Genomic DNA, 26,709 nt, shown 5'->3' on the forward strand with positions numbered 1-26,709 from the left:
TACCAATTTACCTTTGTTATTTTGCATGACAATAGAAACCTTTTTGCAAATTGTCAAACTGTACATTTATAAGAAATTAGCGACTTTTAGGCTATATTTTTACTGGTTTTACCAATTTTATGGTTATTAACAAAATTCTATTTCCCTGTTGATAAGCTTAATATTGGTCATACCAATAATAATTTTATCTTTTAAAACAATACGTCTAGTAAGAGAAAAATATGACTCAGCGCCCCTTTCAGCGAGCAAAACAGACCAAAATATCCGATCTCATCATGCAAGAGCTAGAAAGTATGATTTTGGACGGTACGTTTAAAGCAGGGCAAAAATTACCGCCAGAACGAGAATTAGCAGAACGCTTTGAAGTGTCACGCCCATCATTAAGAGAAGCGATACAAAAACTGGCTGCTCGCGGCGTGGTGGCCACCAAGCACGGTGGAGGGACTTACGTATCCGACCAGATCGGCTCTTCGTTTACCGACCCGCTGCAAGCCCTGTTAAGTTCACATGATGAGTTTTTGTATGATCAATTAGAGTTTCGCGATGCTTTGGAAGGGTTATCGGCTTACTATGCAGCGCTGCGTGCGACCGATGCGGACAAGGCGATGCTCACTCAGCGTTATGAAGCCTTATTAGAAGCAAACCGCCAGCAGGATGCTCAGCAAGAGTCCAAGCTAGACGCTGAATTTCATATGGCCATCGCAGAATGCGCCCACAATGTCGTGTTATTGCACACCTTGCGTAGCTTATTCGCGATTTTAGAGAACAGTATTTCCGCCAATTTAAGCAATTTGTTTGAGAAGAAAGCGGCTCGCGGGCAAGTCATGACACAACACAAAGCGCTTTATGAAGCGATCATGGCAGGCAAACCGGAAGAAGCCCGCGCTGCCGTACACTCGCATTTAGTCTTTGTCGAAGACCATTTATTGAAGATGCGCCGCGAGGAATCGCGAATACAACGCTCCCTGCGACGCAGTGAAAACGCTAATCGCTGAACCACACACCTTTTATAAGGTTACGGCGATAACACCACCACAGCGTCACGGCGCGGGCGATAAAGAACAGCGCCATGCTGAGCCAGAGGCCATGATTACCCAGTCCTTGGGTGATAAACCATAAAGGGAAGAAGATCCCTAAAACGCTGATAATCATGGTGTTTTGCATCTGCTTAACACTGGTGGTGCCGATGAAAATGCCGTCGAGCATGTAGGACCAAATACCCAACAGAGGAAAAGCAATCAACCAAGGTAGGTACAGTTTTGCTTGCGCTCGAACCGACTCAACGCTGGTCAGCAAATCAATAATTAAGCCACCGAAAGCAGTGAAAATCAGCATCAGAAGCACGGCTGCGACGACTGCCCAATAGGTCGATAAACGGATAACTTTTTGGAACAGCTCGCGGTTTTTACGGCCAAGATATTCGCCACATAGGGCTTCCACGGAAAAGGCAAAACCGTCCAAGGCATTGGAGATAATCATTAAAAAGGTCATAAGCACCGCGTTGGCAGCAAGTATAGCATCCCCTTGACGTGCGCCTTGAGCGGTAAAAAAGGTCATTACTGTCAGTAGCAAGATCGTTCTCACAAACAAGTAACGATTTACCTGTACCAATTCGATATAAGTCCGCCATTTCGAAAGGTCAACTAGCGGTACATGACCATCAAAACGCTGTAACTGCTTCGTAGCTAATAACAGCGCAAACACTACGCCCAAATAGTGCGATGCGACAGTCGCCCAAGCCACACCAACACTGGCCATTTCCCATTGGTACACTGCGATGTAGTCGAGCACCATATTGGCTAGGTTAATCACCAATAGCATCCAAAGAGGGCCTTTGGAGTATTGCACGCCAAAGAACCAGCCCATCAAGGCATAACCCGCCAGCACCGCAGGAGCACTGTAAATCCGTGCTTCGCAATAAGCGCGTGCCCAAGGCTCTAATTCTGCACTTGGCGCCATAAAGTAGATCGCCAATTCGATAATGGGTGCTTGGAACACAATCAGCAGCAAACCAATCCCAATCCCCATCGCAAGGGACTGCAATAACAAGGCACGCACTTGTCGGCCATCTTCACGGCCAAGCGCTTGAGCCGTTAGTCCAGTAGAGCCCATGCGCAAAAAACCAAATGCCCAAAACAAGAAACTAAAGATGCTAGCACCAATCGCGACCGCACCAAGGTGAATAGCAGTGCCTAAATGTCCCACCACCGCGGTGTCGACTAAGCCCAACAAAGGCGTAGTGATGTTAGACACCATTGGTGGCCACGCCATATGCCAGATCTTGCGGTTCAATTCACCGTCTCGTTTAAAGCGCTTTACAAGCTGTTGAAAACTCAAGCTAAGCCTCGGAAATTGCTAATCTGTGAATATCCACTAATTGTGGATAACTAATTTTCTCTATTCGCCACTCGCACAACAATCAGCCTGTGGACATTATCGTCTGTTATACACAAAACCGCTTATATTAGGCAGTTTTCAACTGTAAGTAGAATAAAATCGTGTTTTTATATCCACAAAAGCATCGTTATCCACAGACCAGCAGGAAAGGTTACGTCTGTACCAAAATGTATTGACATCTGGATAACTGAGCGTTTTTTCCACAATTTGCTTTAAAATGGTCGGTATTTTGCTAAACTCGGCGGCGAAAATTTTGGGGAATGGTTATGAAAAAAACATTAAAGCCGATTTTAGAAGGCCTTGCAGTAGGCTGTGTCTTTATCAGTATTACCATGCTGTTTGAGATTCCATTTTACATGAGCTTAATCATCGGTGCATTGGCTGCGCTCGGTGGCTACCGTAACTCGATAAAAATGGACAAAGAAAAGTCAGAAAAAGCAGCGGCGAACAAACAAGATGACTGAGGCTTCAACTCAGCCGGCATTCGGTGAGGGCGATGCGACTCTGCAAGCGGTAGGGGGCATGGAAGGCTTAACGAAGCTGGTGCATAACTTTTACCGTATTATGGCGGAAACATCAGACTACCGTCCGTTATTTGATATGCACCCACAGCCCATCGATACCTCTATTGATAAATTGGTGCTGTTCCTGCACGGCTGGATGGGCGGTGAGCGAATGTACGCTAAAAAGTACGGTCAAATCGCTTTGCCACGGGCCCACGCACACTTAAAAGTGAACGATAAAGAGCGCCTGATGTGGCTTAACTGCATGTCTGATGCCATCCGTGATCTTGGCTATCCAGAAGAGCTACGAGCTTATTTAGTCTCAGCGTTTAGCGTACCGGCAGGACGTATTCAGCAGGTGAGCCAAGCTACGCACGGCCAAGGATCTGAATAAGCGCGCTAGCACTATGAGTTACGTTGTTTCGTGACTTCAATGCCTAAACGTTTAGCCAAACGAACCAAGTTCGCACGGTCCATCGCCAGTGCTCGTGCGGCTTGCGCCCAATTCAGCCCCGCCTGATCCAACGCCTGTTGGATAGTTTGACGTTGAAAATCTTCTGTTGCCTGTTTTAGATCGTGGATCTCAGCTGTATCTAACTCTGCGTTGTCGGGCGACGCTTGGAGTGATTCTTTTGGCACTGAAAACGCGTCCACTAGCCCTGTTAAATGCATGGGCTCAATTCTCGTAATCCCTTGATTAGTATTACTTTTTGCCAATAACGCCGCACGAGACAAGACATGTTCTAGCTCGCGAACATTACCAGGCCAACGATACGCTTTCAGCCACTCACTGGCTTTAGGGGAAAGGGTTAATTGCTGCAGGCCGAACTTACGACGCAATTGTTCTGCGAAAAATCCCGCCAATAGCAGTACATCACCATTACGCTCGCGCAAAGGCGGCACAGTAATCGGAAACACACTTAAGCGATGGTATAAATCGGCGCGAAAGCGCTTTTCCGCCACTTCTTGTTTGAGATCTCGGTTAGTGGCCGCGATGATGCGCACGTCCACGTATTCGATCTTATCTTTGCCTACGGCTTGGATTTCTTGATTTTGAATCGCCCTTAACAGGCTGCCTTGGGCTTCCAGAGGCAGTTCACCAATTTCATCAAGAAACAAAGTGCCGCCGTGAGCCAAGGTGAACTTACCAACACGGTCACGATCCGCGCCAGTAAACGCCCCTTTAACATGACCAAACAGCTCACTCTCAATCAGGCTTTCCGGAATCGCGGCGCAGTTTACGTACACCATAGGTGCTTGAGCCCGCTTCGAAGCACGATGTAGGGTACGCGCGACCAGCTCTTTACCCACACCGGTTTCGCCTTCGATCAATACTGCCAGATCAGCAGGGGCGACCAGCTCCAAGTGCTGCTTCAAAGTCAGCATGGCTTGGCTTTGACCAATCATTTCCGTGGCTTCTTTGTTCAAAGCTTCTTCACTGAGCTCGACAAGCAATTCTTCGGCATGTTTCGACTTACGTTCCAAACGCGCCAGCAACATGGCGGTATTTAAGCTCATCGCGGCCATGGTACCAACAATTTCCAAAGCTCGGGCATCAATCGAGTCAAACGCTCCAGGCGTCATACTGTCGAGCGTCACCACCCCAAGCATATTGCCTTGCACGTACAAAGGAATGCCCATGCAGGCATGAACGGGCAGGCCATCATCAAAACCAGACACCATGCCATCGTAGGGATCGGGAAGGGTGCAGCCAGTCGGAAAGCGTACCGGTTGATACGCATCGCAGATCTCGGTAAAGCGTGGATGCTCGCAAATGTTAAAGCGACGCCCCATCACATCGTCCATCAAGCCCTGCTGGGCCAGTGGCAATAGCAAATCACCTTTACGCTCTAACAAAACCACCGCATCACAATCAACGGCTGCGCGTATAGCGCGAATCAGTCGCTCAAAGCGATCTTCTAGGGTAACAGCGCTGGCCAAATCCAGAGCAAAACGCAGCAAAGCATCCGTGGAAATCATGACATAACTCGTATTTATCAGATAAGAGTCATTATGACTCGAAAGGATTAAAATGACACTAGATAAAACGTGTCACTTTGACATAAATCAGATTTATAAAAAACAGTAAACATATGATTTATATAGGTTTTATTTTTTGGCATTAAATTCGCTATAAGTAAATCAAATAGCTCATGTTTAGAGCCCTTGAAACACCTACTTACAGTGGAGACGTTAAATGCTTTCTCAAACTCATATCGATACCGTTAAGGCAACCATTCCTGTTCTAGCATCCGCTGGCACCGCCATTACTGAACACTTTTACATCCGTATGTTTACCCATAACCCTGAGCTAAAAGACGTATTCAATATGTCGCACCAAGCCACAGGACGCCAGCCAGCCGCGCTGTTTAATGCTATTGCCGCTTACGCTACTCATATCGATAACCTAGAAGTGCTCACTGGCGCGGTGATGCGCATTGCTCATAAACACACCAGCTTTAACATTCAAGCGGATCAATACGCTATCGTCGGCCACCATCTGATTGAAACCCTACGTGAGCTACTCGGTGACGCTTTCACACCAGATATTGAAGAAGCATGGGGCGCAGCCTACCAGCAACTGGCTGATATCTTTATCCAAATCGAAGGCGACCTGTACAAAGCCAATGCAGCGAAAAACGGCGGTTGGGAAGGCTTCCGAAAATTCCGCGTTGCCAAAAAGCAAACTGAATCTGAATTGGTCACAAGCTTTACATTTGTACCCGTTGACGGTGGTAATGTGGTGGACTTCCAGCCTGGTCAGTACTTAGGTATCAAAGTTCACCCGAACAACCATGAGTTTGATGAGATCCGCCAGTACAGCCTTTCTACCGCAGCGAACGGTCAAAGCTACCGCATCAGCGTCAAGCGTGAGCTAGGAGACGTAAAAAATGGTGTGGTTTCCAACTACCTACACGACAGTATCGAAGAGGGCGATGAAGTCGAATTAATGCCACCTGCAGGCGACTTCCATTACCAAGAACGCCAACGCCCAGTGGTTTTAATCTCCGCAGGCGTTGGTTTAACTCCAATGAATGCCATACTTGATACCTTAGCAAGTCAAGGTAGCCAGAACCCAGTTTTCTACCTACACGCTTGCCGTAACCCACAGCAACACTCGTTTGCAGAGCATGTGGCAGGTTTGACTGAGACGCTCAACCTGACTCACTACACTTGGTTGGAAAACGATGCGCCAGAGAATGCTGAGCGTGTCTTAGCAGGCCAAATGCAGCTAGGACAGATCTCAGAAATCCTGCCGCTAACAGACGGTGATTTCTACTTGTGTGGCCCAGTCGGCTTTATGATGTTTATCAAAGAACAACTGCTCAGCCTTGGCGTCAGCGATGATCGCATCCATTACGAAGTCTTTGGCCCACATCAAAGTTTTTAGGCACCTCGGTAAATAGACAAAATCCAGCCTTCGACCCGGCTCAGACGGCACATCCATGTGCCGATTGAGCCTACGCCGTCATCCTGACGGCTGGTCTTAAGGCTTAGGATTCTGTCATAACTCGCAACCAGAGATATGCGCAAGCCAATTGAACTGCATGGGAGTATGCATCACATACGTGGGGTTAACCCTGCTTAAACGGCAATAACGCGAGGGTATCTTGATGGTACTCACGTACTGCTTTGGCTTCTTCTTGGCAGAAGTTGCCGATGGCATCGCGAAAGCCGGGATTGTCGATGTAATGTACGCTGTGGCTAAACACGGGCTCAAAGCCACGGGCGATTTTGTGTTCCCCTTGAGTGCCTGGATCAAAATGCTGTAACCCTTTTTCAATACAGAATTCGATACCTTGGTAGTAACAGGCTTCAAAGTGCAGGCAGTCAAATTCCTCGATACAACCCCAATAGCGACCATAAAGTGAGTGATTGTCGAAGAAACACCAAGAAGCGCCTACCGGCTGATCGCCTTTGTACGCCAGCACCAATAGGATCTGCTCGGCCATACTTTTCACCAGCTGTTGAAAGAAAGCTTCGCTTAAATAACCCGTCTGACCGCGTTTGGCATAGGTGCTTTGATAGCAAGCATAGAAGAATTGCACTTCTTCAGGCGTTAATTCAGGACCCAGCTTGCGCTCTAAACGAAGGCCCTGCTGAGCGATCTTATCACGCTCTTTGCGGGCACTTTTACGCTTACGGCTGGAGAAGTGGCTAAAGTAGTCCTCCATGGACTGATAGCCTTTGTTAAACCAATGAAACTGGCAGGAAATACGGTGCAGATACTCATCGGATTGCCCTAAATGCTCGGCCAAGAGCTCACGACAAAACAGTAAGTGCCAGCTGGAAAACTCACGCTCTTGGTTAGCTTGAGTGATAACAGGCGCCAGCGCCGCGTACAAAGACACGTATTCTTCCGAATGCCCGGTTGGATCAAGATGGGTAAATAAGCGTGGGCCCGTCACCGGAGAGTAAGGCACCGCCCAAACGCGCTTTGGGTAATACTGATAACCATAGCGTTGATAAGCATCGGCCCAAGACCAATCAAACACGAATTCCCCGTGAGAATGGGTTTTCAAGAAGGTTGGGGCAATGGCTAATGGCGCGTCATCATCTTCCATCACCAGCAAATACTCTGGATACCAGCCTGTACCATCGCCTAGACAGCCATGTTCTTCCAAAGCTTGGTAAAACGCATACTGCGCAAAAGGGTAAGAGGTCTCACCAATGGCTTGTTGCCAGCGCTCGTAGCCAATATCGGCTACCGATGCGAACCATTGTGCTTTCATAGGACCTCCATTCATTTTGGATCTTTCAATCTACAAGTCGACTAAACAGCCTAACAAAGATCATAAACTCATCTGAGCACAGTCGTCAGGATGACGACGCTGACTAATAGGCACATGGATGTGCCGTTTAGTCAGTGCGAAGAGAGTTTGTGATCTAAAAGCCAGCCGAATGCCTTACATCTCAGCACGAAGCTTTTCAATCACTGGTGCTTGAGCTGGGCGCTGGTGCAGCCACATAAAGAAGGCTTCCGCCGCTTGGCCAACCAACATTCCTAAACCATCGGCACCTTGCGCACCACGAGCAAAGGCCCACTGCATAAATACGGTTGGTTCCGCGCCATAGACCATGTCGTAGACCCAGGTTTTATCGTTCACGAGGCTATCTTGCAAAGGAGGAAGCTCGCCGCCAAGGCTGGCAGAAGAACCATTGATAATAATGTCGAAAGGTCCTTTTAGGTCATCAAAGCTTGCATAGTCGCAGTTGAAAAGCAGTGCCAGTTCTTCGGCTTTCGCGACCGTTCGGTTCGCAATCACTACGATATCAGGATTTTGTGCCATCACAGGCCCTAACACACCGCGCACTGCACCACCGGCACCGATCACCAAAATGCGTTTGTCTTTCAGCGGCTGCTCAAGCACTTTAACAATGTCTCGCACCATACCCGCGCCATCGGTGTTGTCGCCATAGAGTTCGCCATTTTTGCCCATCATTAGCGTATTCACCGCGCCAGCCTGCTCAGCACGCTTGCTTAGCTTGTCGCACATATCGAAGGCACGCTGCTTGAAAGGAACAGTGACGTTCATGCCCACCCCACCGTCGGCAAAGAAGTCGCGCACTTGCTGCTCAAAGCCTTCTAAATCGCCCAAGATTTTACGATAGTTCACCGCCAGCCCCAGCTGCTCAGCAAACGCATGATGGATTTCTGGGGATTTACTGTGTTCAATTGGATTACCGATAACCGCAAGCTGTTGCACTTTAGAACCTCTAACTCAGAAAAATATTACTTAATAGAACCCATTACGCTGTGTGGCGATTGAGCCAATCACGTCCAGTGAGATAATAATCCGTCAACGCCGCTTCAGGGCTGCCTTCTTCAGGCTCGTAGCCATAGGTCCATTTTACTTCCGGTGGCAACGACATCAGGATGGATTCCGTACGACCTGCGCCGCTTTGCAAACCAAAGTGGGTACCACGGTCAAATACCAGATTAAACTCCACGTAACGACCGCGACGGTGCAATTGGAAATCACGCTCGCGCTCACCAAACGGTGTGTCTTTGTGTTTAGCCAAGATAGGCTCATAAGCTTCAATGTAGCCGTTGCCGACCGCTTGCATCAAGGCAAAGCTCTCTTCGAACGGTAACTCATTGAAATCATCAAAGAAAACACCACCGATACCACGATGTTCTTGGCGATGTTTTAAGAAGAAGTACTCATCACACCAGGCTTTGAAGCGGTCGTAATACTCCTCGCCAAATGGCGCAAGAGAGTCGAAGGCTTGCTGGTGCCATTGGATACAGTCTGCATCATCACCGTAATATGGGGTCAGATCAAAGCCACCACCAAACCACCATACGGGATCGAGCCCTTCTTTATGAACCACGAACAAGCGCACGTTAGCGTGAGAGGTTGGGGCATAAGGATTATTCGGATGAATGACTAAGGAAACGCCCATGGCTTCAAAGCTGCCGCCAGCTAATTCTGGGCGGTCTGCTGTGGCTGAAGGAGGCAGTCGATCGCCACGAACATGAGAGAAGTTTACCCCACCTTTTTCGATGACATCCCCCGCCAACACACGCGTACGCCCCATGCCACCGTTATCACGTTGCCAAGCGTCTTCATGAAAACGTGCCTCTGGCTCAAACGCTTCAAGACGCTGACAAATCTGGTCTTGCAGGCCCATCAAATAGGTTTTGACGGCAGCAATTTTATCCTCAGTTAATACAGTCACACAGGGCTCCAATCCATCCGATACAAAGTCTCTGCATTCTAACATTCTTACAGGGCAACACAGAATGACTGAAATGCAATAAGCTTAAATGCGATCTACTAAGGTACGCCAAGGCGCAACCGCTAATTCAAACTCTTCTGCCTTGCCCGTTGCAGAGGCCACAACCGTCGCACCATGTAGGCTAGCGAGAATTTGACTGGCGTAGGCACGTGCTTCTTCGGTCGGCATCCAGTCTTTTTTCATGTACGACACCACGGTCGACAACCAATCCATTTTCAACTCGTAAAAAGCGGTAAGCTCTGCTTGGGTTGCCTCATCTAGCAGACTTTTCTCTGCTGTCAGGACCGTTGATAAGCCCAACACATCCTGCTTGACCGTTTCTTTTGCCATGGCATCAATAAACTTATTCAGTGCTTTCTGCGCTGCTTGTCGTTTTTTCTTAGGCAGTTTTAGGCCTTGCTCAAAGGTTTCTCGATGACGTCGCATCACGGCTGTAGCCAGATCCCCTTTGGTTGGAAAATGGTAGTGAACACTCGCACTTTTGATCCCCACTGCTGCCGCCACATCGCGAAAACTCATCGACTTATAGCCATGTTCAATAATCGCCTGCTCGGCCACATCCAGAATCTTCACCTTGGTTGGGTTTTCTGGTTTTGTGGGGGCATCTAAGGTGGACTGCATATCCATTTCGCTCGCTCCTTATGCTGTGCTTGATCGTATTTTCACCACTAAAACCCTATCAGAAGATAGAGACATAGTCCTACTTTATAAGCTAAATGATTAATTTTTCTGACTTTCCTACAAAAAAATTACCTCTTTTATAAAAAAATCACTTCTAGTAACCCTTACTCATTTTGAATTTTTTTTGAACAACATTATTGACTCTAGAATGAGCGGGGCGTAATTTTGGATACAAAATACATAATTATTTTCCCATGAGGATTCCTCCATGAACAAAGACGTATTCAACGGCGTTATGCCAGCTCTAATGACACCATGCAAAGCCGACCGTACTCCGGATTACGATGCATTGGTTAAGAAAGGCCATGAAATGATCGCAGCGGGTATGTCAGCAGTGGTCTACTGCGGCTCCATGGGTGACTGGCCATTGTTAACAGATGAAGAGCGTATGGAAGGTGTGGAGCGCCTTGTGAAAGCGGGTATCCCTGTTGTGGTGGGTACTGGCGCGATCAATACGAAGTCCGCTGTGGCGCATGCAGCGCATGCACAAAAAGTAGGGGCAGCGGGTGTGATGGTCATTCCTCGCGTGCTGTCACGCGGCACTGTGATTGAGGCTCAGCGTCATCATTTCAAAGCGATCCTAGAAGCGGCACCAGATGTACCAGCGATCATTTACAACAGCCCTGTGTACGGCTTTGCAACACGCGCAGATTTGTTCTTCAACCTGCGTTCTGAGCATCCAAATCTCATCGGTTTCAAAGAATTTGGTGGCGATGCAGACCTACGTTACGCAGCAGAAAACATTACTTCTAAAGACGACGAAGTCTTGTTGATGGTGGGTGTGGATACGGCGGTATTCCACGGTTTCGTTAACTGTGGTGCGGTAGGTGCTATCACGGGTATCGGTACCGCGTTACCTAAAGAAGTGTTGTTGCTTGCCAATCTTTCTCGCATGGCAGCGCAAGGCAATGCGGAAGCGCGCGTTCGTGCCAAAGAGTTGGAAGAAGCGTTTAGCGTCTTGGCAAGTTTTGACGAAGGCCCAGAGTTGGTACTGTTCTTCAAATATCTGCTTGTCCTAAACGGTGAAGAAGAGTATCGCTTACACTTCAACGAAACAGATGAACTGAACGATGCTCAGCGCCACTACTGTGAACAACAGTACTCGCTGTTCAAAGCTTGGTTTGCGGACTGGTCTAAACAAGGTGGAGTGATTGCTCAATGCTTGTAGTTGTCGATAGCCATACTGAAGGCGAACCGACCCGAGTGATTCTAGAAGGAGGCCCTGATCTTGGATCAGGGCCTTTGTCAGATCGGGCGAAACGTCTTGCAACAGAACATAAGGATTTTTACCGCTCCTTAGTAGTAGAACCCTACGGACAAGAAGCCATGGTCGGCGCGCTATTGGTAGAGCCTACCGATCCGAGCTGTGTCACCGGCGTGATTTACTTTGATGCCGCGGCCGTTATTGGTATGTGTGGTCACGGCACCATTGGCCTAGCCGCAACGCTGGCTCATATTGGCAAGATCGGTGTCGGCACTCACAAGATCGAGACACCAGTGGGCATTGTCGAAGTCACGTTAAGCGACAAAAACACCGTTACTGTGCAAAACATCGAAAGTTACCGCTTTAAGAAAGGCGTCGAGCTGGATGTAGAAGGCGTGGGTAAAGTGGTAGGGGACATTGCCTACGGTGGCAACTGGTTTTTTATTGTCGATGACAGTCCAACCCCAGTTCTGCCAAACAATATTCGTACCCTCACCGAGGTGGGTATTAAGGTCAGAGAAACCATCTATGCCAACGGCATCGAAGGGGAACATGGCGGCATCATTGACCATATCGTGTTCTATGGACCGGCGTTAACGGATAAGGGTCACACCCGTAACTTCGTATTGTGTCCAGATGATGCCTACGACCGCTCCCCTTGTGGTACGGGTAGTTCGGCGCGCTTGTCCTGTTTGGCGGCCGATAACCGTTTAGCGCCAGGCGAGGAAATTTACCAAGAAAGCACCATTGGCAGTGGCTACACCTTAAGTTACCAAACAAGTAGCCAAGCAGGTGGCATTATCCCTTCTATTACTGGGCAAGCATTTATTACTCGAGAAGCAAAAATGGTCGTGAATCCCACAGACCCACTGCGCCATGGAGTGACATTAACCGTGTGATGGCACGCGGTTAATCGTTTTTATATCGGATTTTTCTCGTTGAGGTGGGCTGTGAGTGATTCTCCTATGTATGACGTGATCGTCATTGGTGCCGGCATTATCGGCATTAGTAGTGCGTTAAAGTTACAACAAGAAGGCAAGCGAGTTCTGGTGTTAGACAGCAAAGGCGTCGCAGCTGAAACCTCCGCAGGCAATGCGGGGGCGTTTGCCTTTGCCGATGTCATTCCGTTGGCAACACCTGGAATTATGCGCAAAGCCCCCAAATGGTTGCTCGATCCACTGGGCCCTTTGTCGATTCGCCCAGCCTATGCTTTTAAAATCTTACCTTGGATGATGCATTTTTGGCGTGCTAGCTGGAAAGACCGCTATGCGGCGGCGCTCAAAGCCCAAGCCGACTTGATGGAACTGTCAAAAGCCGCTTTAGAACGTCAAATTAAAGCGGTTGATGGGGAACACCTCATTCGCGGAGAAGGCCAGTTACAGTTATATGAAGGGGCTACCGAGTTTCAAGCCGCTTGGCCAAGTTGGCAAACGCGTAAGGCTCATGGTGTCAAATTTGAGCTACTCGAGAGCCCTGAAGCCATCGCCAAGATTCAACCCGGTATTGATCCGCGCTTTACTCATGCGGGCTTTACCCCAGAGTGGAAAAACGTCGTCCATCCAAAAACTTGGACTGAGCATCTTGCCAATGCTTTTATAGAGAAAGGTGGCGAGATCCAGTGCCATCAGGTTGACGCCATCGCACCTCAAACCGATTACGTAGTGGTATTTACCGAAGGCCACTGCTTCCAAGGGCGCCAACTGGTGATCGCTGCGGGCGCTTGGTCAAAGCAACTCGCTTCGCAATTAGGTGACAATGTACCTCTTGATACAGAAAGAGGGTACAACACGACCCTGCCTGCCGGTGCTTTTGAGCTAAAGACCCACATTACCTTTAGTAATCATGGCTTTGTGGTGACCAAAGCGGGAGACGGTGTCCGTATTGGTGGGGCAGTGGAATTAGGCGGACTGTCCCTTGCGCCCAATTACCAGCGCTCTAAGATCCTGTTAGATAAAGCAGCGAAATTTTTGCCAGGACTCAAAACAGAGCGGGGCGAACAATGGATGGGCTTTCGTCCCTCAATGCCAGACAGCTTGCCAGTGATCGGCTTTGCCAAGGACTGTTCAAGAGTTATCTATGCCTTTGGCCATGGGCATTTGGGGCTTACCCAAGCAGCCGGTACCGCAGAGTTGGTGCATGACTTAGTTATGGGGCACAACCCAAGTATTTCGATATCTGCGTACTCTGCACAACGCTTTTCATAAACTTTGTATCCAGTATACGTAGTATGCTTTAATCCTATATCAACATCCTGTGACGGACGGAGATTCCATGAGCGAGAACATTACCCTTAGCTTGGCGGAAGTACGCGAGCTAAGTGAGTCTGTACTAACCAGTAATGGCTTCAATGAAGCTCATGCTCAAGCCATTACCGACATCATCTACACGAACCAACTTGGCGATTGTCAGTCGCACGGTTTATACCGCCTATTTATGTGTACCGAGAGCATTCGTTCAGGACGCGTCAGCGGTACGGCTGACCCCACCATTACCGATGCTGGCCCAGCAGTGGTTCGAGCCGACGCAAATGACGGCATTTCATTACTCGCAATGAAAGTCGCGATGCCTATGTTGATTGAAAAAGCGAAGAAAAATGGCGTCGCAGCACTGGCCATCAATCGCTGCTTCCACTTTTCTGCGCTTTGGCCAGAAGTGGAAATGCTCTCCGAAGCAGGCTTAGCCAGCATGGCAATGCTACCAAGCCACGCTTGGGTGGCTCCAGCTGGCGGCACACGCGGCTTATTGGGTACAAATCCGTTTGCATTCAGTTGGCCACGTCAGGGTAAAGCACCGTTTACATTCGATTTTGCTACCAGTCAGTTCGCACGAGGTGAAATTGAGTTATACCGCCGCGCCGGTAAGCCATTACCAGAAGGTGTCGCAATAGATAAAGACGGGCAACCAACCACCGACGCCGAAGCAGCAATGGACGGTGCCATGTTGACCTTTGGTGGCCATAAAGGCTCTGCGCTTTCACTGATGATTGAATTGATGGCTGGCCCATTGATCGATGACCTCACCAGCAAAGAAAGTATGGAAGCTGCTGGCGGCAAACCAGAAGCACCTTATCATGGTGAAATCATCCTTGCCTTCGATCCATATTTATTGAGTGGCGGTCGAGTGGCCGAAAACAATGACCGAGCGGAACGCTTATTTGCGGACGTCATCGACCAAGGGGCACGTCTACCTTCTCAGCGTCGCCAAGCCGCACAGGCGTTTAACACGGAGCGTGACGCAGTGGAAATCCCCAAAGCGCTTTACGACGATTTAGTCGCACTCAAGGCTTAAATCCATCGACTTAAGCTGGATACCAGGTTCGTTGCTCCGACAGGTAGGAATGGAAGGGGCAACCAAAAAAGCGGTGTAGGACATCCCACACCGCTTTTCTTTTGTGTAATTTAGTACTAGTACTCAGCAATCATCGCTTGGATTTCTTTAACACGGTCAACACTCACACCTTTAATATGTTGGCTCATCTCTGCAGTCGAGTCTTTAAAAGATTGTAGGTCTTCGGCCGTTGGCTCGTAGACTTCAATACCAGCTTCGACAAGTTCGTTCTGATGCTCTATTTCTGATTTATTGATCCACGCGAATACTTCTTTTTGCGCGGCCACAGATGCCTCATTGAATTCTGCTTTTTCTTCATCAGATAGGCTTTCCCACCAGTAATCTGATGCCAGCACCAATCGCGCAGACATGATCAATTTAGCGTCAGTGAAGTAGTCCAGCAAATCGGTTTGACCAAACATAAGAGGAACAGAAGAAGCATTGATGTAGCCATCAGCAATCCCTGTTTGCAACGCATTCGGTACTTCTGAGAAAGGAATCACAACACCACTTGCCCCCATCATTTCAAACATCTCCAACTGCGCTGGGTCCAACGCGCGCATACGTAGGCCAGCCATATCCGCTGCATTCTTAACCGTTTTTTGGTTGTTAAAGATACCTAGGAAGCCACCGGTTGGCACAATCGCCATCACACGCATGCCTTCAGACGCTAACTGGTCATTTACTTTCTCTAGGTAATCACTCTCCAGCATGAACGCTAGCTGATGATCAGAGTCACGGAACGTGTAAGGCAGCTGTAATACCTGCATTTCAGGAATGAACTGCGTCGCAGCCGAATACTTAGACAAAGACAGATCCAGAATACCTGAACGAATTTGGTCAAGACGCTCGTCCTCTCCACCAATGGTATCGCGAGCGAAGTAATCGGTGTCCCAGCCTTGCTCGCCAAGCGCTGTCAGCAAATTATCGGCATAACGATACGAACCTGATTTATCTCGATCTGGGTTGGTATCCAATGCGATGTTCACAGACGCCGCATTAGCGGCAAATGAGCTGATCAGGAGAGACGAGATTGCGATGAGTTTTTTCATATTAATACCACCTTAATTATGATCTTCAGATTGCAAAGAGAATGACGCTTCACGGTCATAAATTTGTTTTGAAAAAAGCACACCTAAGCCTGCTAGGCCGTGGATCAGAATCAGAACAATCGCCACTGGCAATGCTGAACTCATCCAAACCGTTGACACATGTAAGCCTTCAGACGTGCGGTTAATTTGACGTTCAAGATACGGCAGCGTGTACCACAAAACTGGAGCGAAAAAGCCCCAAGATGCCGCAAAGCGGGCACAAGCCTGTATCTTTTGACGGATCACAGAATCCGCAGGAGGGTGAACCATGGCGGGATCTGCATGCGTGTGGAACGCACACGATGCCCCCAATAAGCCCCCCCATACCATTAACCAGCGCGCCAATTCTTCAGTCCAGAATGGCGGAGAATCAAACGCATAACGGGCCAACACCTGCAGCATCATGACCAGCAACATTGAGAAGATACAGATCGCAGCAAGGCGCAAAGCAATGCGGTTTAATAAAATGGAGAGGTCGTATAATTTTTCAAATAAATAAGTCATTGCTCACTCCTAATCCGCAAACCCAGTTAAACGAGGTAAAAACATCGTAATCTCAGGCACAAAAGTCAGTAGCATTAACACGCATACTTGAATGAATAGGAACGGCAATGCCGCTTTGGCAATTCCCCAGTAAGGTGCACGCGATACGGCTGATACGACCAGCAACGCAGCACCAAAAGGTGGTGTCACAATCCCCAGCATGAGATTCACCACAATCACAATGCCCAAGTGAATCGGGTCAGCGCCCATCGCGATACCAGGTGGCACCAATAATGGCACCAACAGCGCTAGCGCAATCGGTACTTCTAAGAACATACCAGCAATTAAGAAGATCACGTTTAGCAATAACAGATATTTCCAACCGGTAAAGCCTAAGCCCGTCAAGGTATCGGCCAGTAATGTAGGCAGCTTTTCAAGACCCGCTAAGTAGCCGAAGATAGCGACCGCTGCAAGCAAGATGAAAATTGAGCCCGAGATGATCGCAGTACGCTCCAAGCTTTTAATCAGTTTGGTAACAGTCATCTGCTTATACATCATGCCCGCAGCAACCGCACAGACCACTGATACACCTGCTGCTTCCGTCGGTGTCATGATGCCAAACACAATGCCCGACATAATCACGACTGGAATCACCAAAGCCGGTAAAGCGTAGAAAGCTCGGCGACCCACTTCTGGCAATGGCACCTTTTCACCGCGCGGGTGATCGTGCTTATGTGCGAGGTAGCTGTTCATGGCAAACAAGGCCGCGGCCATAATCACACCAGGAATAATGCCCGCAATAAACAGAGCCGACACCGAGGTATTCATTAAAGCTCCGTAGAAGATCATCACGATAGATGGCGGAATAATGGGGCCAATAACCGACGAAGCCGCGGTAATGGCACCGGCGTATTGAATGCTATAGCCGTTTTTCTTCATCGCAGGAACAATGGTATTGGAAACCGATGCTGCATCGGCCATAGCTGAGCCCGAGATACCAGCGAAGAATACCGAAGTCAGAATGTTCACATGACCTAAGCCGCCTTTAAGTCTTGCCATTAAAGCTGTCGCAAGATCCAACAACGCATTAGTCACGCCCGAACGGTTCATGATTTCACCCGTTAAAATGAATAACGGCATCGACATGATGGAGAATAAGTCCAAATGCGCGATGATCCGCTGCGGTGCTGCAGCTAAGAACCGTACTCGGTCCGCTGCTATAAACGAAAGGACGGAAGATGCACCAATCAGATGAGCTAAAACCCCTCCGCCGATCAGCAACAACCCTGAAAAAATGACAATCAATACGCCAGCCAAAATATGTTCCTCGAATTATAAGAATCTTGCTTCATAACGGTGCATGTAGCACTGCTATGATGCTTTAAAAGCCATTTGTAGACAATAGAACACTGTGCTATAAATATCTTTATCAAATCTCAGCAAGAATGATGCCCATTCTAAAAACCCCTAGGAGAAAATCGTTTTGAGCAACAAAGATTCTGCGGTTGAACCATCGAAAAAAGGTCGTGCAGCATCCATTGGCTTAACCAAAGAACGGGTGGTTTCAGCTGCTTTAAAGCAAATAGATGAAGAAGGTTTAGCGAAATTTTCTATTCGCAAATTAGCTTCCCAACTGGGCGTTTCAACAGCGGTCATTTATTGGCATGTTGGCGGCAAACAAGAAGATCTTTTCTCGGAGATATCCGCGGCCATTACAACCGCTCTGACCGATGGCATCGATGAAAACAGTGACTGGCAAACGCGTTTACGCAGTATCTTTAGACGCTATAGAAAGCTGGTCCATCAACACCCTAATGTCTCACCTCTACTCGGCGCACAAATGAAATCAAATGGCGTCGCGAACCTTGTTTGGGTGGAAGCTGTGCTGTCTTCTCTGCATCAAGCAGGATTTTCAGGTGAAACATTAAAGAGCGCTTTTAATTCTTTAATCGGTGGCTTGTCAGGCTTCGTCACCATGGAGCTCGCGCCAGCACCTGCAGAAAAAAATGACGCATGGCACAAGACATTTGCCCAACGCTTAAATGAAATTGACCCAACTGAATACCCACTGACCCATGCCGCGCTGCCATTGATAAGCAATCAAGTGTTTGTCTTGCGCTGGCAAAATGGCGTTGATGTGTCTTATGACAGTAGCTTTGAGCTACTGCTGGATTTACTGATCGATGGGCTTGCATACCGTGCCCAGCAACTTAAAAAATGAGAGGACTTAACCATGGCTATCCCTAAACTTCCGTTCGCAAAAGTACGCCGCATTAGCAACACTGTTTACCTTGCCGGAGAGCTTGGCTTTAACGATGACGGCTCACTACCAGAAGGCATTGAAGCACAAACACGTCAGTGTATTGAACGTATTCAAGCAACCCTAGAAGCAGAGGGCCTTACTCTTAAAAGTGCGATTTCCTTGTCTTGCATCTTAACCGACGTTGAAGACTTTGGCGCATTCAATACCGTTTTTGCCGAATACTTCAATGGCGATGTTTTGCCTGTCCGTACCACTTACCAAAGCGGTTTGATGCTACCTGGCGCAAAAGTAGAAATTACGACTATCGCAGAAGCTTAACGCTTCATTAAGCAGTAAAAAGGAACAGCAATATGGCAGAGGCTTTTGTATTCGGTGCAGGCATGGTCGGCGTTTCGACAGCGCTTTCGCTACAGGCTCAGGGGGTCGACGTAGTATTGATCGACAAAACCGCCCCAGGCACTGCAGCAAGTTATGGGAATGCCGGTATCATTCAAGCAGAAGCGGCGGAGCCTTATGCTTTGCCTCAAGACCTCGCCACATTGCTTTCCTACGCTTTAGAAAAAAGTAATGACGTGGTTTGGAAACTCGCACCCGCACTGAAAATGTCGAATGCTCTTTGGCACTATAATCATTTTTCGAAACCAGATTCACATCAAGCAATTTCCAAAATTTATTCACGCTTAACCGCACGTTCTACCCAAGATCATCAACCGCTCATTGAGGCCGCCGACGCAGAGTCACTGATCAGTCGAAACGGACTATACATGCTATACAGAAGTGAGCAAAAGTTTGAAGCCGCAGCAAAAGATGCGACTCGAATCAAAGCTCTTTACGGTACTAAAAATCTTACTTTGAGCGGTGCTGAATATCGCAAAATCGAACCTGCATTGTGTCAAACTCCAGCTGGCATGGTGCATTGGCAGGACAGCTGGAGCTGCTCCAGCCCTGGAGAGCTAACCGAACGCTATGCACGCTTATTCGAACAACGTGGTGGCGAAATCATACTTGCGGATGCTAATCGACTTGAGCGCACATCCCATGGCTGGCAATTACAAACATCGGGGCACGGAAAATTAACGGCAGAACAAGCCATTATCTGTTTAGGTGCCGACTCTCCAACTCTATTAAAACGCTTCGGGTTTGATATCCCAATGATTTATAAGCGTGGTTACCACGGCCATTACCAGTGCTCAAACGCGCCAAAAACACCGTTCTTGGATGTTGAAAATGGTGTACTGGCTTCCGCAATGACCAAAGGCTTGCGAGTAACGTCAGGCGCTGCCTTAGTGGATTTGCAATCGGAAGCTGAACCAAAGCAGCTTAACTACGGCGTATCACAGCTCAAATCCTTGCTGGATATTGGTATGCAAGTATCTGAACCTCAATGGTTTGGCACACGTCCATGCTTACCCGACATGCTGCCTCTTGTCGGTAAAGCACCAGGTGAAAATCGTTTGTGGTTTAACTTTGGCCATGGCCATCAAGGTTTTACATTAGGACCAACCACGGCAGAATTGCTTACGCAAACCATGCGAAACGAGCCTTCCGACCTCGCTAACGCTTTATCTCCCGAGCAACGTAGCTGGCTTAAGAGGTCTTAAAATGGAACGTTTACGATTGGTCTCTTACGATATTCAGGGAATGTTATTTGGCATTCTCATGACAAGTTTTGGTGTAACCCTGCTGCAAGCCGCATTATTAACAACAGGACAGTTAGCAGGCTTATCAGTGCTCCTTTCGTTTAACACCGATGTATCATTTGCTTGGATCTTCTTTGTTATTAATGTGCCGTTTTACTTCTTGTCCTACCGTAAAAAAGGTCTGAAATTCACGCTTAGAACCATCACCTCGGTTATCGGAATCTCTTTAGTCACACCCATAATCGGTGCCAATATTGCCTTTTCTGAATTACCCACTTGGCTTGCCGCAATCTTAGCCGGATGTTGCACTGGCGTCGGACTAATTGCGCTATTTCGCCATCAGGCAAGTGCCGGAGGTATCGGTATTTTTGCTCTATATCTTCAAGAAAAGATGCATATCAAAGCAGGCTGGACGCAACTTTTTCTCGATGCGCTGATATTTATCTACGCGAGTTTTACCTTATCGCTAGAAGCCGTTTTCTTTTCATTCATCGCTGCGCTGATTATGAACCTCTTGATCGCTTGGAACTTTCAAATTCAAGCACCCAAAAAGGTATAGAAAACAACTAAAGAAAATAGTACATCGATCTATTGCTGACTATTTAGACAAAATTAACGGCGTGCGTGGCATGCCAACCACGGACTTTAAAGCGCGCTTTTAGGAGGCTTTATGACAACCCATTCAGACGTTTCATCAGACCCTGCAGACTTAACTGCCTCACAAGCCATCAGCTTAATCAAAGAGCGCAAGCTTTCCTCCAGAGAACTGATTGAAGCCAGCATCAAACGCGTCGATCAAGTAAACCCGGCTGTCAACGCTTTGGTTGCTTATAACTTTGATGCGCTGCGCAAAGAAGCTGACGCTGCGGATCAACGTCAAGCAGCTGACCAAGATTTACCTGTCTTGCACGGTATTCCTTTTGGTGTAAAAGACATGATCGATGTGTCGGGGCTACCCACTACGTTTGGCTCTGAGTTATTCAAACATAATATTGCCAAAAAAGATGATGCAATGGTCGCAGCCATGCGCAGCGCTGGCGCTATGCCACTAGGCAAAACCAATAATCCAGAGTGGAGTGCCGGAGGTAATACACGCAACCGAGTGTATGGCGTTACAGCCAATCCATATGATTTAAGCCGTAATTGTGGTGGATCTTCGGGCGGCTCAGCTGTTGCTTTAGCATGTGGCTTCAGTCCTTTAGCAACAGGATCTGATACTGGCGGCTCTCTACGCACACCTGCTGCATATTGTGGTGTGGTAGGTTTTCGCCCAAGCCCTGGCGTAGTGCCAGGCAATACCCGTGCAATGGGTTTGCTGCCATTTTCTACTTCCGGTCCAATGGCTAGAACGGTGGAAGACTGCGCCTTGATGTTATCAGCCTTGGCTCGTCCTGATCAACGAGATCCCTATACCAATGTGATGGGTAACCAAACACTTTGGAAACCAGAGTCATTTCAATCATTGGCATCGATTAAGCTCAGTCAGTCCAAGTTCGCCATCACAGAAGACTTTAACTTTGCACCGGTAGAATCCGCCGTGCGCCAGCAATTCCGTAACGTGATCGCAAAACTCGAGCCTTTTTTACCTACCCTACACGAGGCCACACCCAACTGTGATCAAGCCGATCGCATCTTTTCAGTACTGCGCGGCGTATTATTCTTGGGTATGCATCCTAAATTTGTCGACGAGCAACCAGAGCTTGTCGGGCCGAACGTTACCGACAACGTTAAAGAAGGACGTAGCTACTCAGCGGAAGACGTTGCTCAGGCAATGACGGCACAGGGTCGATATTATCAAGCATGGCAAACATTCTTTGAAAGTCATGACTACATCATCACACCTTCGGTAACAATCAACAGCCGCGACTGGCATGAGCTTTACCCAACGCATATCGATGGTAAAGCAACAAAGAACTACTACCACTGGTTATCCATGGCCTACGCTTCGACCATTGCTGGGCATCCTTCCATCACCATCCCATGTGGACGCGACATTAATGGACTACCATTTGGAATTCAAATCATCGGCAAGCGTCATGATGATTACGGTGTGCTATGTGTCGCTCAAGAGCTAGAGAGCATTATCAAAGGCATTTCAGACCTAGCACCACAAACTCCGAACTTTGAACAGTTGATGAGCGCCACCCCTATCAGCCAAGTTAAAGGCTTTTTAGACTTTGAATAAAAGGCTATTCAATCATGTTCGTTGCTCCGACAGGTAGGAATGGAAGGGCAACCAAAAAGCGGTGTAGGACATCCCACACCGCTTTTCTTTTATTTCAAAATGCCTTTAACCAATACAGAGGTGTCCATTCGCCCCAAGCCTTCTTGTTGTAAAGAAGCGTAGTATTGATCGACCTCTTTCACCATTTTTAAGTCTAAGCCATAGCGATCCGCTTGATCTAAGCAAATACCAAGGTCTTTACGCATCCAATCAATGGCAAAACCAAAATCGAATTCGCCTTTGGCCATGGTTTCCATGCGGTTAACCATTTGCCATGAACCAGCGGCACCGTGTTGTAGCGTATCGACTACTTTTTCAATATCTAAATCGGCTTTCTGAGCCACTGCTAGGGCTTCGCTCAAACCGTTTAGAATGCCAGCAATACAGATCTGATTCACCATTTTACAGCGCTGCCCCTGACCCACGGGTCCCATGCGCTCAACCTTTTGTGAATAGCAACGAATTAGCGGAGCCGCTTGTTCAAAGACCGATGCCTGTGCGCCGCACATAGCCGTCAATACACCGTTTTCTGCACCTGCCTGCCCCCCTGAAACAGGCGCATCCATGAAATGAACGCCTGCGGCTTCACAAGCTTTCTCTAGCTCTTCAGCCAATATCGCAGAGGTTGTTGTATGGTCGATGACAGTAGCATTAGCTTTTACTCCGGCTAAGACGCCATCTTCGCCCAATACTACACTTCGAACATCGTTATCATTGCCCACACAAATACAGATAATGTCAGCATCATGGACGGCTTCTGCTGGTGTTTGCACAGCAGTGCCTTGGAATTCTTCAGCCCATCGTTCCGCTTTACTAAAAGTACGATTGTAGACCGTCACATCGTGCCCAGCTTTCGCCAGATGGCCGGCCATGGGATATCCCATTACCCCTAATCCTAAAAATGCAACCTGTTGTTTGTTCATGATGGACTCCTTTGTTAAGCACTGCACTGATAATGACAAAGGTTAATTCAAATAAATAACATATGTCAATTTGATTATTTTAAAAGTTTTTTGTTTACCTAAAGCCTAATTTCCATCATTGCTTTATTATGCCCACACTCATCTTTAACTCTGTGGAGCTTTTATGGCAAAGGCTAAGTATCTGGAAATTGCAGATGCCATCATTCATCAAATTGACATAGGTCACTATCATGAAGGACATAAACTTCCTACGCATAGGGCACTCGCAGAAGAATACGGCACCACCGCGGTCACGGTTGCAAAGGCTTACTCGTATCTTGCTGAGCAGGGGCATATTGAGTCGTTTGTAGGTCGTGGAAGCTTTGTCAAAAGCCGTTCAACATTAAAACAGGCAATACAGTCGCAATTAATTGAAAACGAATGGAATTTTTCAATTCTCCAACCATGCTTGGGCAGCTCATTGGAGCAGATACATAATGCAATGGGCCAATGCTTTCGCGAATCGTTAAAGCCGGAACTGTTTGGTTATATCGAAAACACTGGCAGTAGTACCCATAAGCAAGCAGGTATGCGTTGGCTGCAACAGTCTTGTGGCTTGCAGATCCGCTCTGCAGAGCATATTTTGCTGACCAATGGCGCACAGCACGCATTGTCGACACTGATTGAACTCTACTCTGAGCCAGGCGACTGTATTGCTGTGGAGGCACTGACCTATCCTGGTATTTTATCAATCATCAACATGCTTGGACGCACAGCGGTTGGTGTAGAGTTAGACGAGCAAGGAATGTCGCCAAGCCATTTACAAGCGATCTGCGCGCAGCATCAGCCCAGCTTAGTGGTGATCGTACCCTCACATCAGAATCCGACGACAAGAACGCTGTCTTTAGAGCGACGTAAAGCCATTGCCAATGTGATTCAGCGACACAATACATGGCTAGTGGAAGATGATATTTACAGTTTTCTAAATACCGAAGTGACTTCCCCAATCACAAATTTCATACCAGAGAAAAGCTTTTATATCAGTAGCTTATCAAAAGCGATCAGCCCTGGTTTGCGCACCGGCTTCGTCAAGGCCCCACAAAGCCAGGTCGACAAGTTAGCCGCTCATATCCGCTCCATGGTATGGCTGGCTTCACCGATGACTTTTGAGGTTGCCGCACAATTGATTAGCTCAGGTGTCGCCTTTGAGTTGGCAGAAGGTCAAAAGCAAATTGCCGAACAAAGGCAAGCTATTGCTCGTAATATTCTTGAGGGAGAAATCCTGGAGAGCCAATACAACAGCTTTCACACTTGGTTGACGTTACCAGAGCACGTCAATACGGATGAGTTCGTAAATACCGCCAAAGAACGGGGTATGTTTCTGAGTAACGGACGCTTCTTCTGCCATAATGAAAGCTACAGCCAAAGCGTCAGACTTTCGCTCATGTCGATCCCTGATCAAACTCACTTCGAAACGGGTTTACGTCATTTAAAGACTCTCTTAGATCAGTATCGAGAACCAATCTAAACATCTCATGATATGAAAGGCGCTGTTACTACATGACAGCGCCTTTGTAAGTACTTACCTTTAACCTATTGTAAGTCTTGCGGTAACAGTGCCGCAGGAATGTCTTGGAAACACACGGGACGAAGGAAGCGGCGAATTGCCATGGTGCCAACGGAGGTCGCTCCAAAGTTTGTGGAAGCAGGGTACGGGCCACCGTGAACCATGCTGTCACAGACTTCTACGCCAGTTGGGAACGCATTCGCTAGCACACGGCCAGCCTTACGCTCTAGGATTGGCATAAAGCGTTTTGCGGTATCTATGTCGGCATCATCTAAGTGCAACGTACAAGTTAGCTGTCCTTCTAAGCTTGACGCGATGGCTAACATTTCTGCTTGGTCTTCGGCGATGACGACCACTCCCAATGGGCCAAACACTTCTTCCGCTAAGGCTTCATTTGCGAGCCATTCTTTTGCAGTGGTTTGATACAAGTAGGGCGTTGCATCACGCAAATCACAGCTGGTAGTCAGCACTTCACGCACACCAGCGCTTTCGGCAATACGCTTTTGGCCAGAGCGGTAAGCGTCGGCGATACCATCTGTTAGCATGGTTTGAGCAGGTACAGATGCCAGTGCCTCTTTTGCAGTGGTCACAAAATTTTCTGCTGCTTCACCTTTAACCATCACTGCAATACCTGGGTTGGTACAGAACTGGCCCGCGCCCATGGTTAATGAACCTGCCCAGCCTTTGGCCAGAGCCTCACCTCGATTTGAGATGGCACTCTCGAACAGAAACATAGGGTTAACGGAGCCCAGCTCACCAAAGAATGGGATCGGTTCAGATCGAGCAGCACACAAGTCAAACAATGCTCGACCACCCGCTAGAGAGCCTGTGAACCCTACAGCTTTGATAAGCGGGTGCTGCACCAGCGTTGAACCTACCTCACGATTACCACCTTGGATCAAGCTAAACACTCCGGCTGGCATGTCACATTTCTGAATGGCGGCATGAATCGCTTCGGCGATGATTTCTCCCGTACCAGGGTGGGCACTGTGACCTTTCACCACAACAGGACAGCCTGCAGCCAAAGCAGAAGCGGTATCACCACCTGCTGTAGAGAAAGCCAACGGGAAGTTAGAAGCACCGAACACCGCCACCGGGCCGATCGGACGTTGCATTAGACGAAGATCCGCTCGCGGTAAAGGCTGACGCTCAGGTAAGGCTTGATCATGACGACGGTCCAAGTACTCGCCATCAAGGATATGCTGAGCAAACAATCGTAATTGACCGCAAGTTCGGCCACGTTCGCCTTCTAGACGTGCCACAGGTAAACCGGTTTCCGATGTGCCGATTTCCGTCACGGCTTCCGCACGGGCTTCGATTTCCTCTGCAATGGTATTTAAGAACGTGGCACGCTGTGCTCTAGACGTGGTACTGAACTCATAAAAAGCGCTCTCTGCTGCTTGCACCGCCTGATCAACGAAGTCAAACGACCCTACGGAGAATGAGAAGGCATCTCCATGAGCAGGGCTTGAGCTAAATTGTTGTGCTGAGCTGACCCATTGGCCGGCAATCAAATGTTTTCCGTGGGGCGTGAACGTCATGGGGTTTCACTCCAATTAGATTAAAAACGTATTTTGTATCCAATTTAATTGTTCACTATTTTTATTAAACTGGCAAGGGGCAAAACAGATTGCTAAGAGCCGTAAAGAAAAAGACCCACGGATGAAGTCATCGGTGAGTCTT

General features: G+C 48.1%; 25 protein-coding genes. 14 read left to right on the forward strand and 11 right to left on the reverse strand.

What is annotated here, in order from left to right; genetic code table 11:
• Positions 1-221 precede the first annotated feature (221 nt).
• The gene (locus ACXAC1_RS06845; RefSeq protein ID WP_133561458.1) at positions 222-995 is read left to right on the forward strand and encodes an FCD domain-containing protein; all 774 of its coding nucleotides are present in this window, start codon (positions 222-224) and stop codon (positions 993-995) included.
• Here the strand turns inward: ACXAC1_RS06845 and ACXAC1_RS06850 are convergent.
• A complete protein-coding gene (locus ACXAC1_RS06850; protein ID WP_475063795.1) occupies positions 985-2,271 on the reverse strand; it encodes an MATE family efflux transporter in 1,287 nt (428 codons plus the stop codon). The genes ACXAC1_RS06845 and ACXAC1_RS06850 overlap by 11 nt on opposite strands.
• Before the next feature lie 392 nt (positions 2,272-2,663).
• On the opposite strand from ACXAC1_RS06850, the gene ACXAC1_RS06855 reads away from it, so the two are divergent.
• On the forward strand, positions 2,664-2,861 hold the full coding sequence (locus ACXAC1_RS06855; protein ID WP_133561460.1) for a hypothetical protein: 198 nt from the start codon (positions 2,664-2,666) through the stop codon (positions 2,859-2,861).
• Positions 2,854-3,294, forward strand: a complete 441-nt coding sequence (locus ACXAC1_RS06860) for a globin domain-containing protein (RefSeq protein WP_475060239.1) — start codon at positions 2,854-2,856, stop codon at positions 3,292-3,294. The genes ACXAC1_RS06855 and ACXAC1_RS06860 overlap by 8 nt, the downstream gene beginning before the upstream one ends.
• An 11-nt stretch (positions 3,295-3,305) precedes the next feature.
• On the opposite strand, the gene norR is transcribed toward ACXAC1_RS06860, so the two are convergent.
• The gene (gene norR, locus ACXAC1_RS06865) at positions 3,306-4,880 is read right to left on the reverse strand and encodes a nitric oxide reductase transcriptional regulator NorR (RefSeq protein ID WP_475060241.1); all 1,575 of its coding nucleotides are present in this window, start codon (positions 4,878-4,880) and stop codon (positions 3,306-3,308) included.
• Between the two features lie 217 nt (positions 4,881-5,097).
• Between norR and hmpA the strand changes: the two genes are divergently transcribed.
• Positions 5,098-6,291 carry an NO-inducible flavohemoprotein gene (hmpA, locus tag ACXAC1_RS06870; RefSeq protein WP_475060243.1) on the forward strand — a complete coding sequence of 398 codons (1,194 nt, stop codon included), beginning with the start codon at positions 5,098-5,100 and terminating at the stop codon, positions 6,289-6,291.
• 184 nt (positions 6,292-6,475) lie between these two features.
• On the opposite strand, the gene ACXAC1_RS06875 is transcribed toward hmpA, so the two are convergent.
• From ACXAC1_RS06875 to ACXAC1_RS06890, 4 genes are all read right to left on the reverse strand, one after another.
• Positions 6,476-7,633 carry a GNAT family N-acetyltransferase gene (locus tag ACXAC1_RS06875; RefSeq protein WP_475060245.1) on the reverse strand — a complete coding sequence of 386 codons (1,158 nt, stop codon included), beginning with the start codon at positions 7,631-7,633 and terminating at the stop codon, positions 6,476-6,478.
• Between the two features lie 174 nt (positions 7,634-7,807).
• A complete protein-coding gene (aroE, locus tag ACXAC1_RS06880; RefSeq protein ID WP_475060248.1) occupies positions 7,808-8,608 on the reverse strand; it encodes a shikimate dehydrogenase in 801 nt (266 codons plus the stop codon).
• 43 nt (positions 8,609-8,651) lie between these two features.
• The gene (hemF, locus tag ACXAC1_RS06885; RefSeq protein WP_280524918.1) at positions 8,652-9,584 is read right to left on the reverse strand and encodes an oxygen-dependent coproporphyrinogen oxidase; all 933 of its coding nucleotides are present in this window, start codon (positions 9,582-9,584) and stop codon (positions 8,652-8,654) included.
• 84 nt (positions 9,585-9,668) lie between these two features.
• Entirely contained in the window at positions 9,669-10,271 is a 603-nt protein-coding gene (locus ACXAC1_RS06890) for a TetR/AcrR family transcriptional regulator (protein WP_133561473.1), read from the reverse strand.
• Positions 10,272-10,533: 262 nt separating this feature from the next.
• On the opposite strand from ACXAC1_RS06890, the gene ACXAC1_RS06895 reads away from it, so the two are divergent.
• The 4 genes from ACXAC1_RS06895 to ACXAC1_RS06910 all read left to right on the forward strand — a co-directional run bounded on the left by ACXAC1_RS06895 (position 10,534) and on the right by ACXAC1_RS06910 (position 14,817).
• Positions 10,534-11,493, forward strand: a complete 960-nt coding sequence (locus ACXAC1_RS06895; protein ID WP_475060250.1) for a dihydrodipicolinate synthase family protein — start codon at positions 10,534-10,536, stop codon at positions 11,491-11,493.
• Entirely contained in the window at positions 11,484-12,428 is a 945-nt protein-coding gene (locus ACXAC1_RS06900; RefSeq protein ID WP_475060253.1) for a 4-hydroxyproline epimerase, read from the forward strand. The genes ACXAC1_RS06895 and ACXAC1_RS06900 overlap by 10 nt, the downstream gene beginning before the upstream one ends.
• 51 nt (positions 12,429-12,479) lie before the next feature.
• Complete coding sequence (locus ACXAC1_RS06905) at positions 12,480-13,733, forward strand: NAD(P)/FAD-dependent oxidoreductase (RefSeq protein WP_475060255.1); 1,254 nt, start codon at positions 12,480-12,482, stop codon at positions 13,731-13,733.
• Positions 13,734-13,800: 67 nt separating this feature from the next.
• Positions 13,801-14,817: an Ldh family oxidoreductase gene (locus tag ACXAC1_RS06910; RefSeq protein WP_475060258.1), complete on the forward strand. Its 1,017-nt coding sequence runs from the start codon at positions 13,801-13,803 to the stop codon at positions 14,815-14,817.
• A gap of 116 nt (positions 14,818-14,933) precedes the next feature.
• Here ACXAC1_RS06910 and ACXAC1_RS06915 read toward each other — a convergent pair whose 3' ends face one another.
• Genes ACXAC1_RS06915 through ACXAC1_RS06925 form a run of 3 tightly spaced genes read right to left on the reverse strand, consistent with a single transcriptional unit; the run spans position 14,934 to position 17,747 of the window.
• Entirely contained in the window at positions 14,934-15,908 is a 975-nt protein-coding gene (locus tag ACXAC1_RS06915) for a TRAP transporter substrate-binding protein (protein ID WP_475060260.1), read from the reverse strand.
• Positions 15,909-15,920: 12 nt separating this feature from the next.
• Entirely contained in the window at positions 15,921-16,451 is a 531-nt protein-coding gene (locus tag ACXAC1_RS06920) for a TRAP transporter small permease (RefSeq protein WP_475060262.1), read from the reverse strand.
• Between the two features lie 9 nt (positions 16,452-16,460).
• Positions 16,461-17,747, reverse strand: coding sequence for a TRAP transporter large permease (locus ACXAC1_RS06925; protein WP_475060265.1), 1,287 nt, complete (start codon positions 17,745-17,747; stop codon positions 16,461-16,463).
• A 166-nt stretch (positions 17,748-17,913) separates the two neighbouring features.
• Here ACXAC1_RS06925 and ACXAC1_RS06930 point away from each other — a divergent pair, with 166 nt between their 5' ends.
• The 5 genes from ACXAC1_RS06930 (at position 17,914) to ACXAC1_RS06950 (ending at position 22,518) form a co-directional block, all read left to right on the forward strand.
• Positions 17,914-18,651: a TetR/AcrR family transcriptional regulator gene (locus ACXAC1_RS06930; protein ID WP_475060267.1), complete on the forward strand. Its 738-nt coding sequence runs from the start codon at positions 17,914-17,916 to the stop codon at positions 18,649-18,651.
• A 12-nt stretch (positions 18,652-18,663) separates the two neighbouring features.
• A complete protein-coding gene (locus ACXAC1_RS06935; RefSeq protein WP_475060270.1) occupies positions 18,664-19,011 on the forward strand; it encodes a RidA family protein in 348 nt (115 codons plus the stop codon).
• A 32-nt stretch (positions 19,012-19,043) separates the two neighbouring features.
• Positions 19,044-20,294: an NAD(P)/FAD-dependent oxidoreductase gene (locus ACXAC1_RS06940; RefSeq protein ID WP_475060272.1), complete on the forward strand. Its 1,251-nt coding sequence runs from the start codon at positions 19,044-19,046 to the stop codon at positions 20,292-20,294.
• A gap of 1 nt (position 20,295) precedes the next feature.
• Complete coding sequence (locus ACXAC1_RS06945; protein WP_475060274.1) at positions 20,296-20,892, forward strand: YitT family protein; 597 nt, start codon at positions 20,296-20,298, stop codon at positions 20,890-20,892.
• A 111-nt stretch (positions 20,893-21,003) separates the two neighbouring features.
• Complete coding sequence (locus ACXAC1_RS06950; protein WP_475060276.1) at positions 21,004-22,518, forward strand: amidase; 1,515 nt, start codon at positions 21,004-21,006, stop codon at positions 22,516-22,518.
• 89 nt (positions 22,519-22,607) lie between these two features.
• Here the strand turns inward: ACXAC1_RS06950 and ACXAC1_RS06955 are convergent, their stop codons facing one another.
• Positions 22,608-23,480, reverse strand: coding sequence for an NAD(P)-dependent oxidoreductase (locus ACXAC1_RS06955; RefSeq protein ID WP_475060279.1), 873 nt, complete (start codon positions 23,478-23,480; stop codon positions 22,608-22,610).
• A 163-nt stretch (positions 23,481-23,643) separates the two neighbouring features.
• On the opposite strand from ACXAC1_RS06955, the gene ACXAC1_RS06960 reads away from it, so the two are divergent.
• Positions 23,644-24,987 (forward strand): aminotransferase-like domain-containing protein, encoded by a 1,344-nt coding sequence (locus ACXAC1_RS06960; RefSeq protein ID WP_475060281.1) that lies wholly within the window; start codon positions 23,644-23,646, stop codon positions 24,985-24,987.
• Between the two features lie 65 nt (positions 24,988-25,052).
• Here ACXAC1_RS06960 and ACXAC1_RS06965 read toward each other — a convergent pair whose 3' ends face one another.
• On the reverse strand, positions 25,053-26,567 hold the full coding sequence (locus ACXAC1_RS06965) for an aldehyde dehydrogenase (NADP(+)) (RefSeq protein WP_475060283.1): 1,515 nt from the start codon (positions 26,565-26,567) through the stop codon (positions 25,053-25,055).
• Positions 26,568-26,709: the final 142 nt, after the last annotated feature.

It is taken from the genome of Marinomonas sp. AWM4_232 (assembly GCF_056158325.1).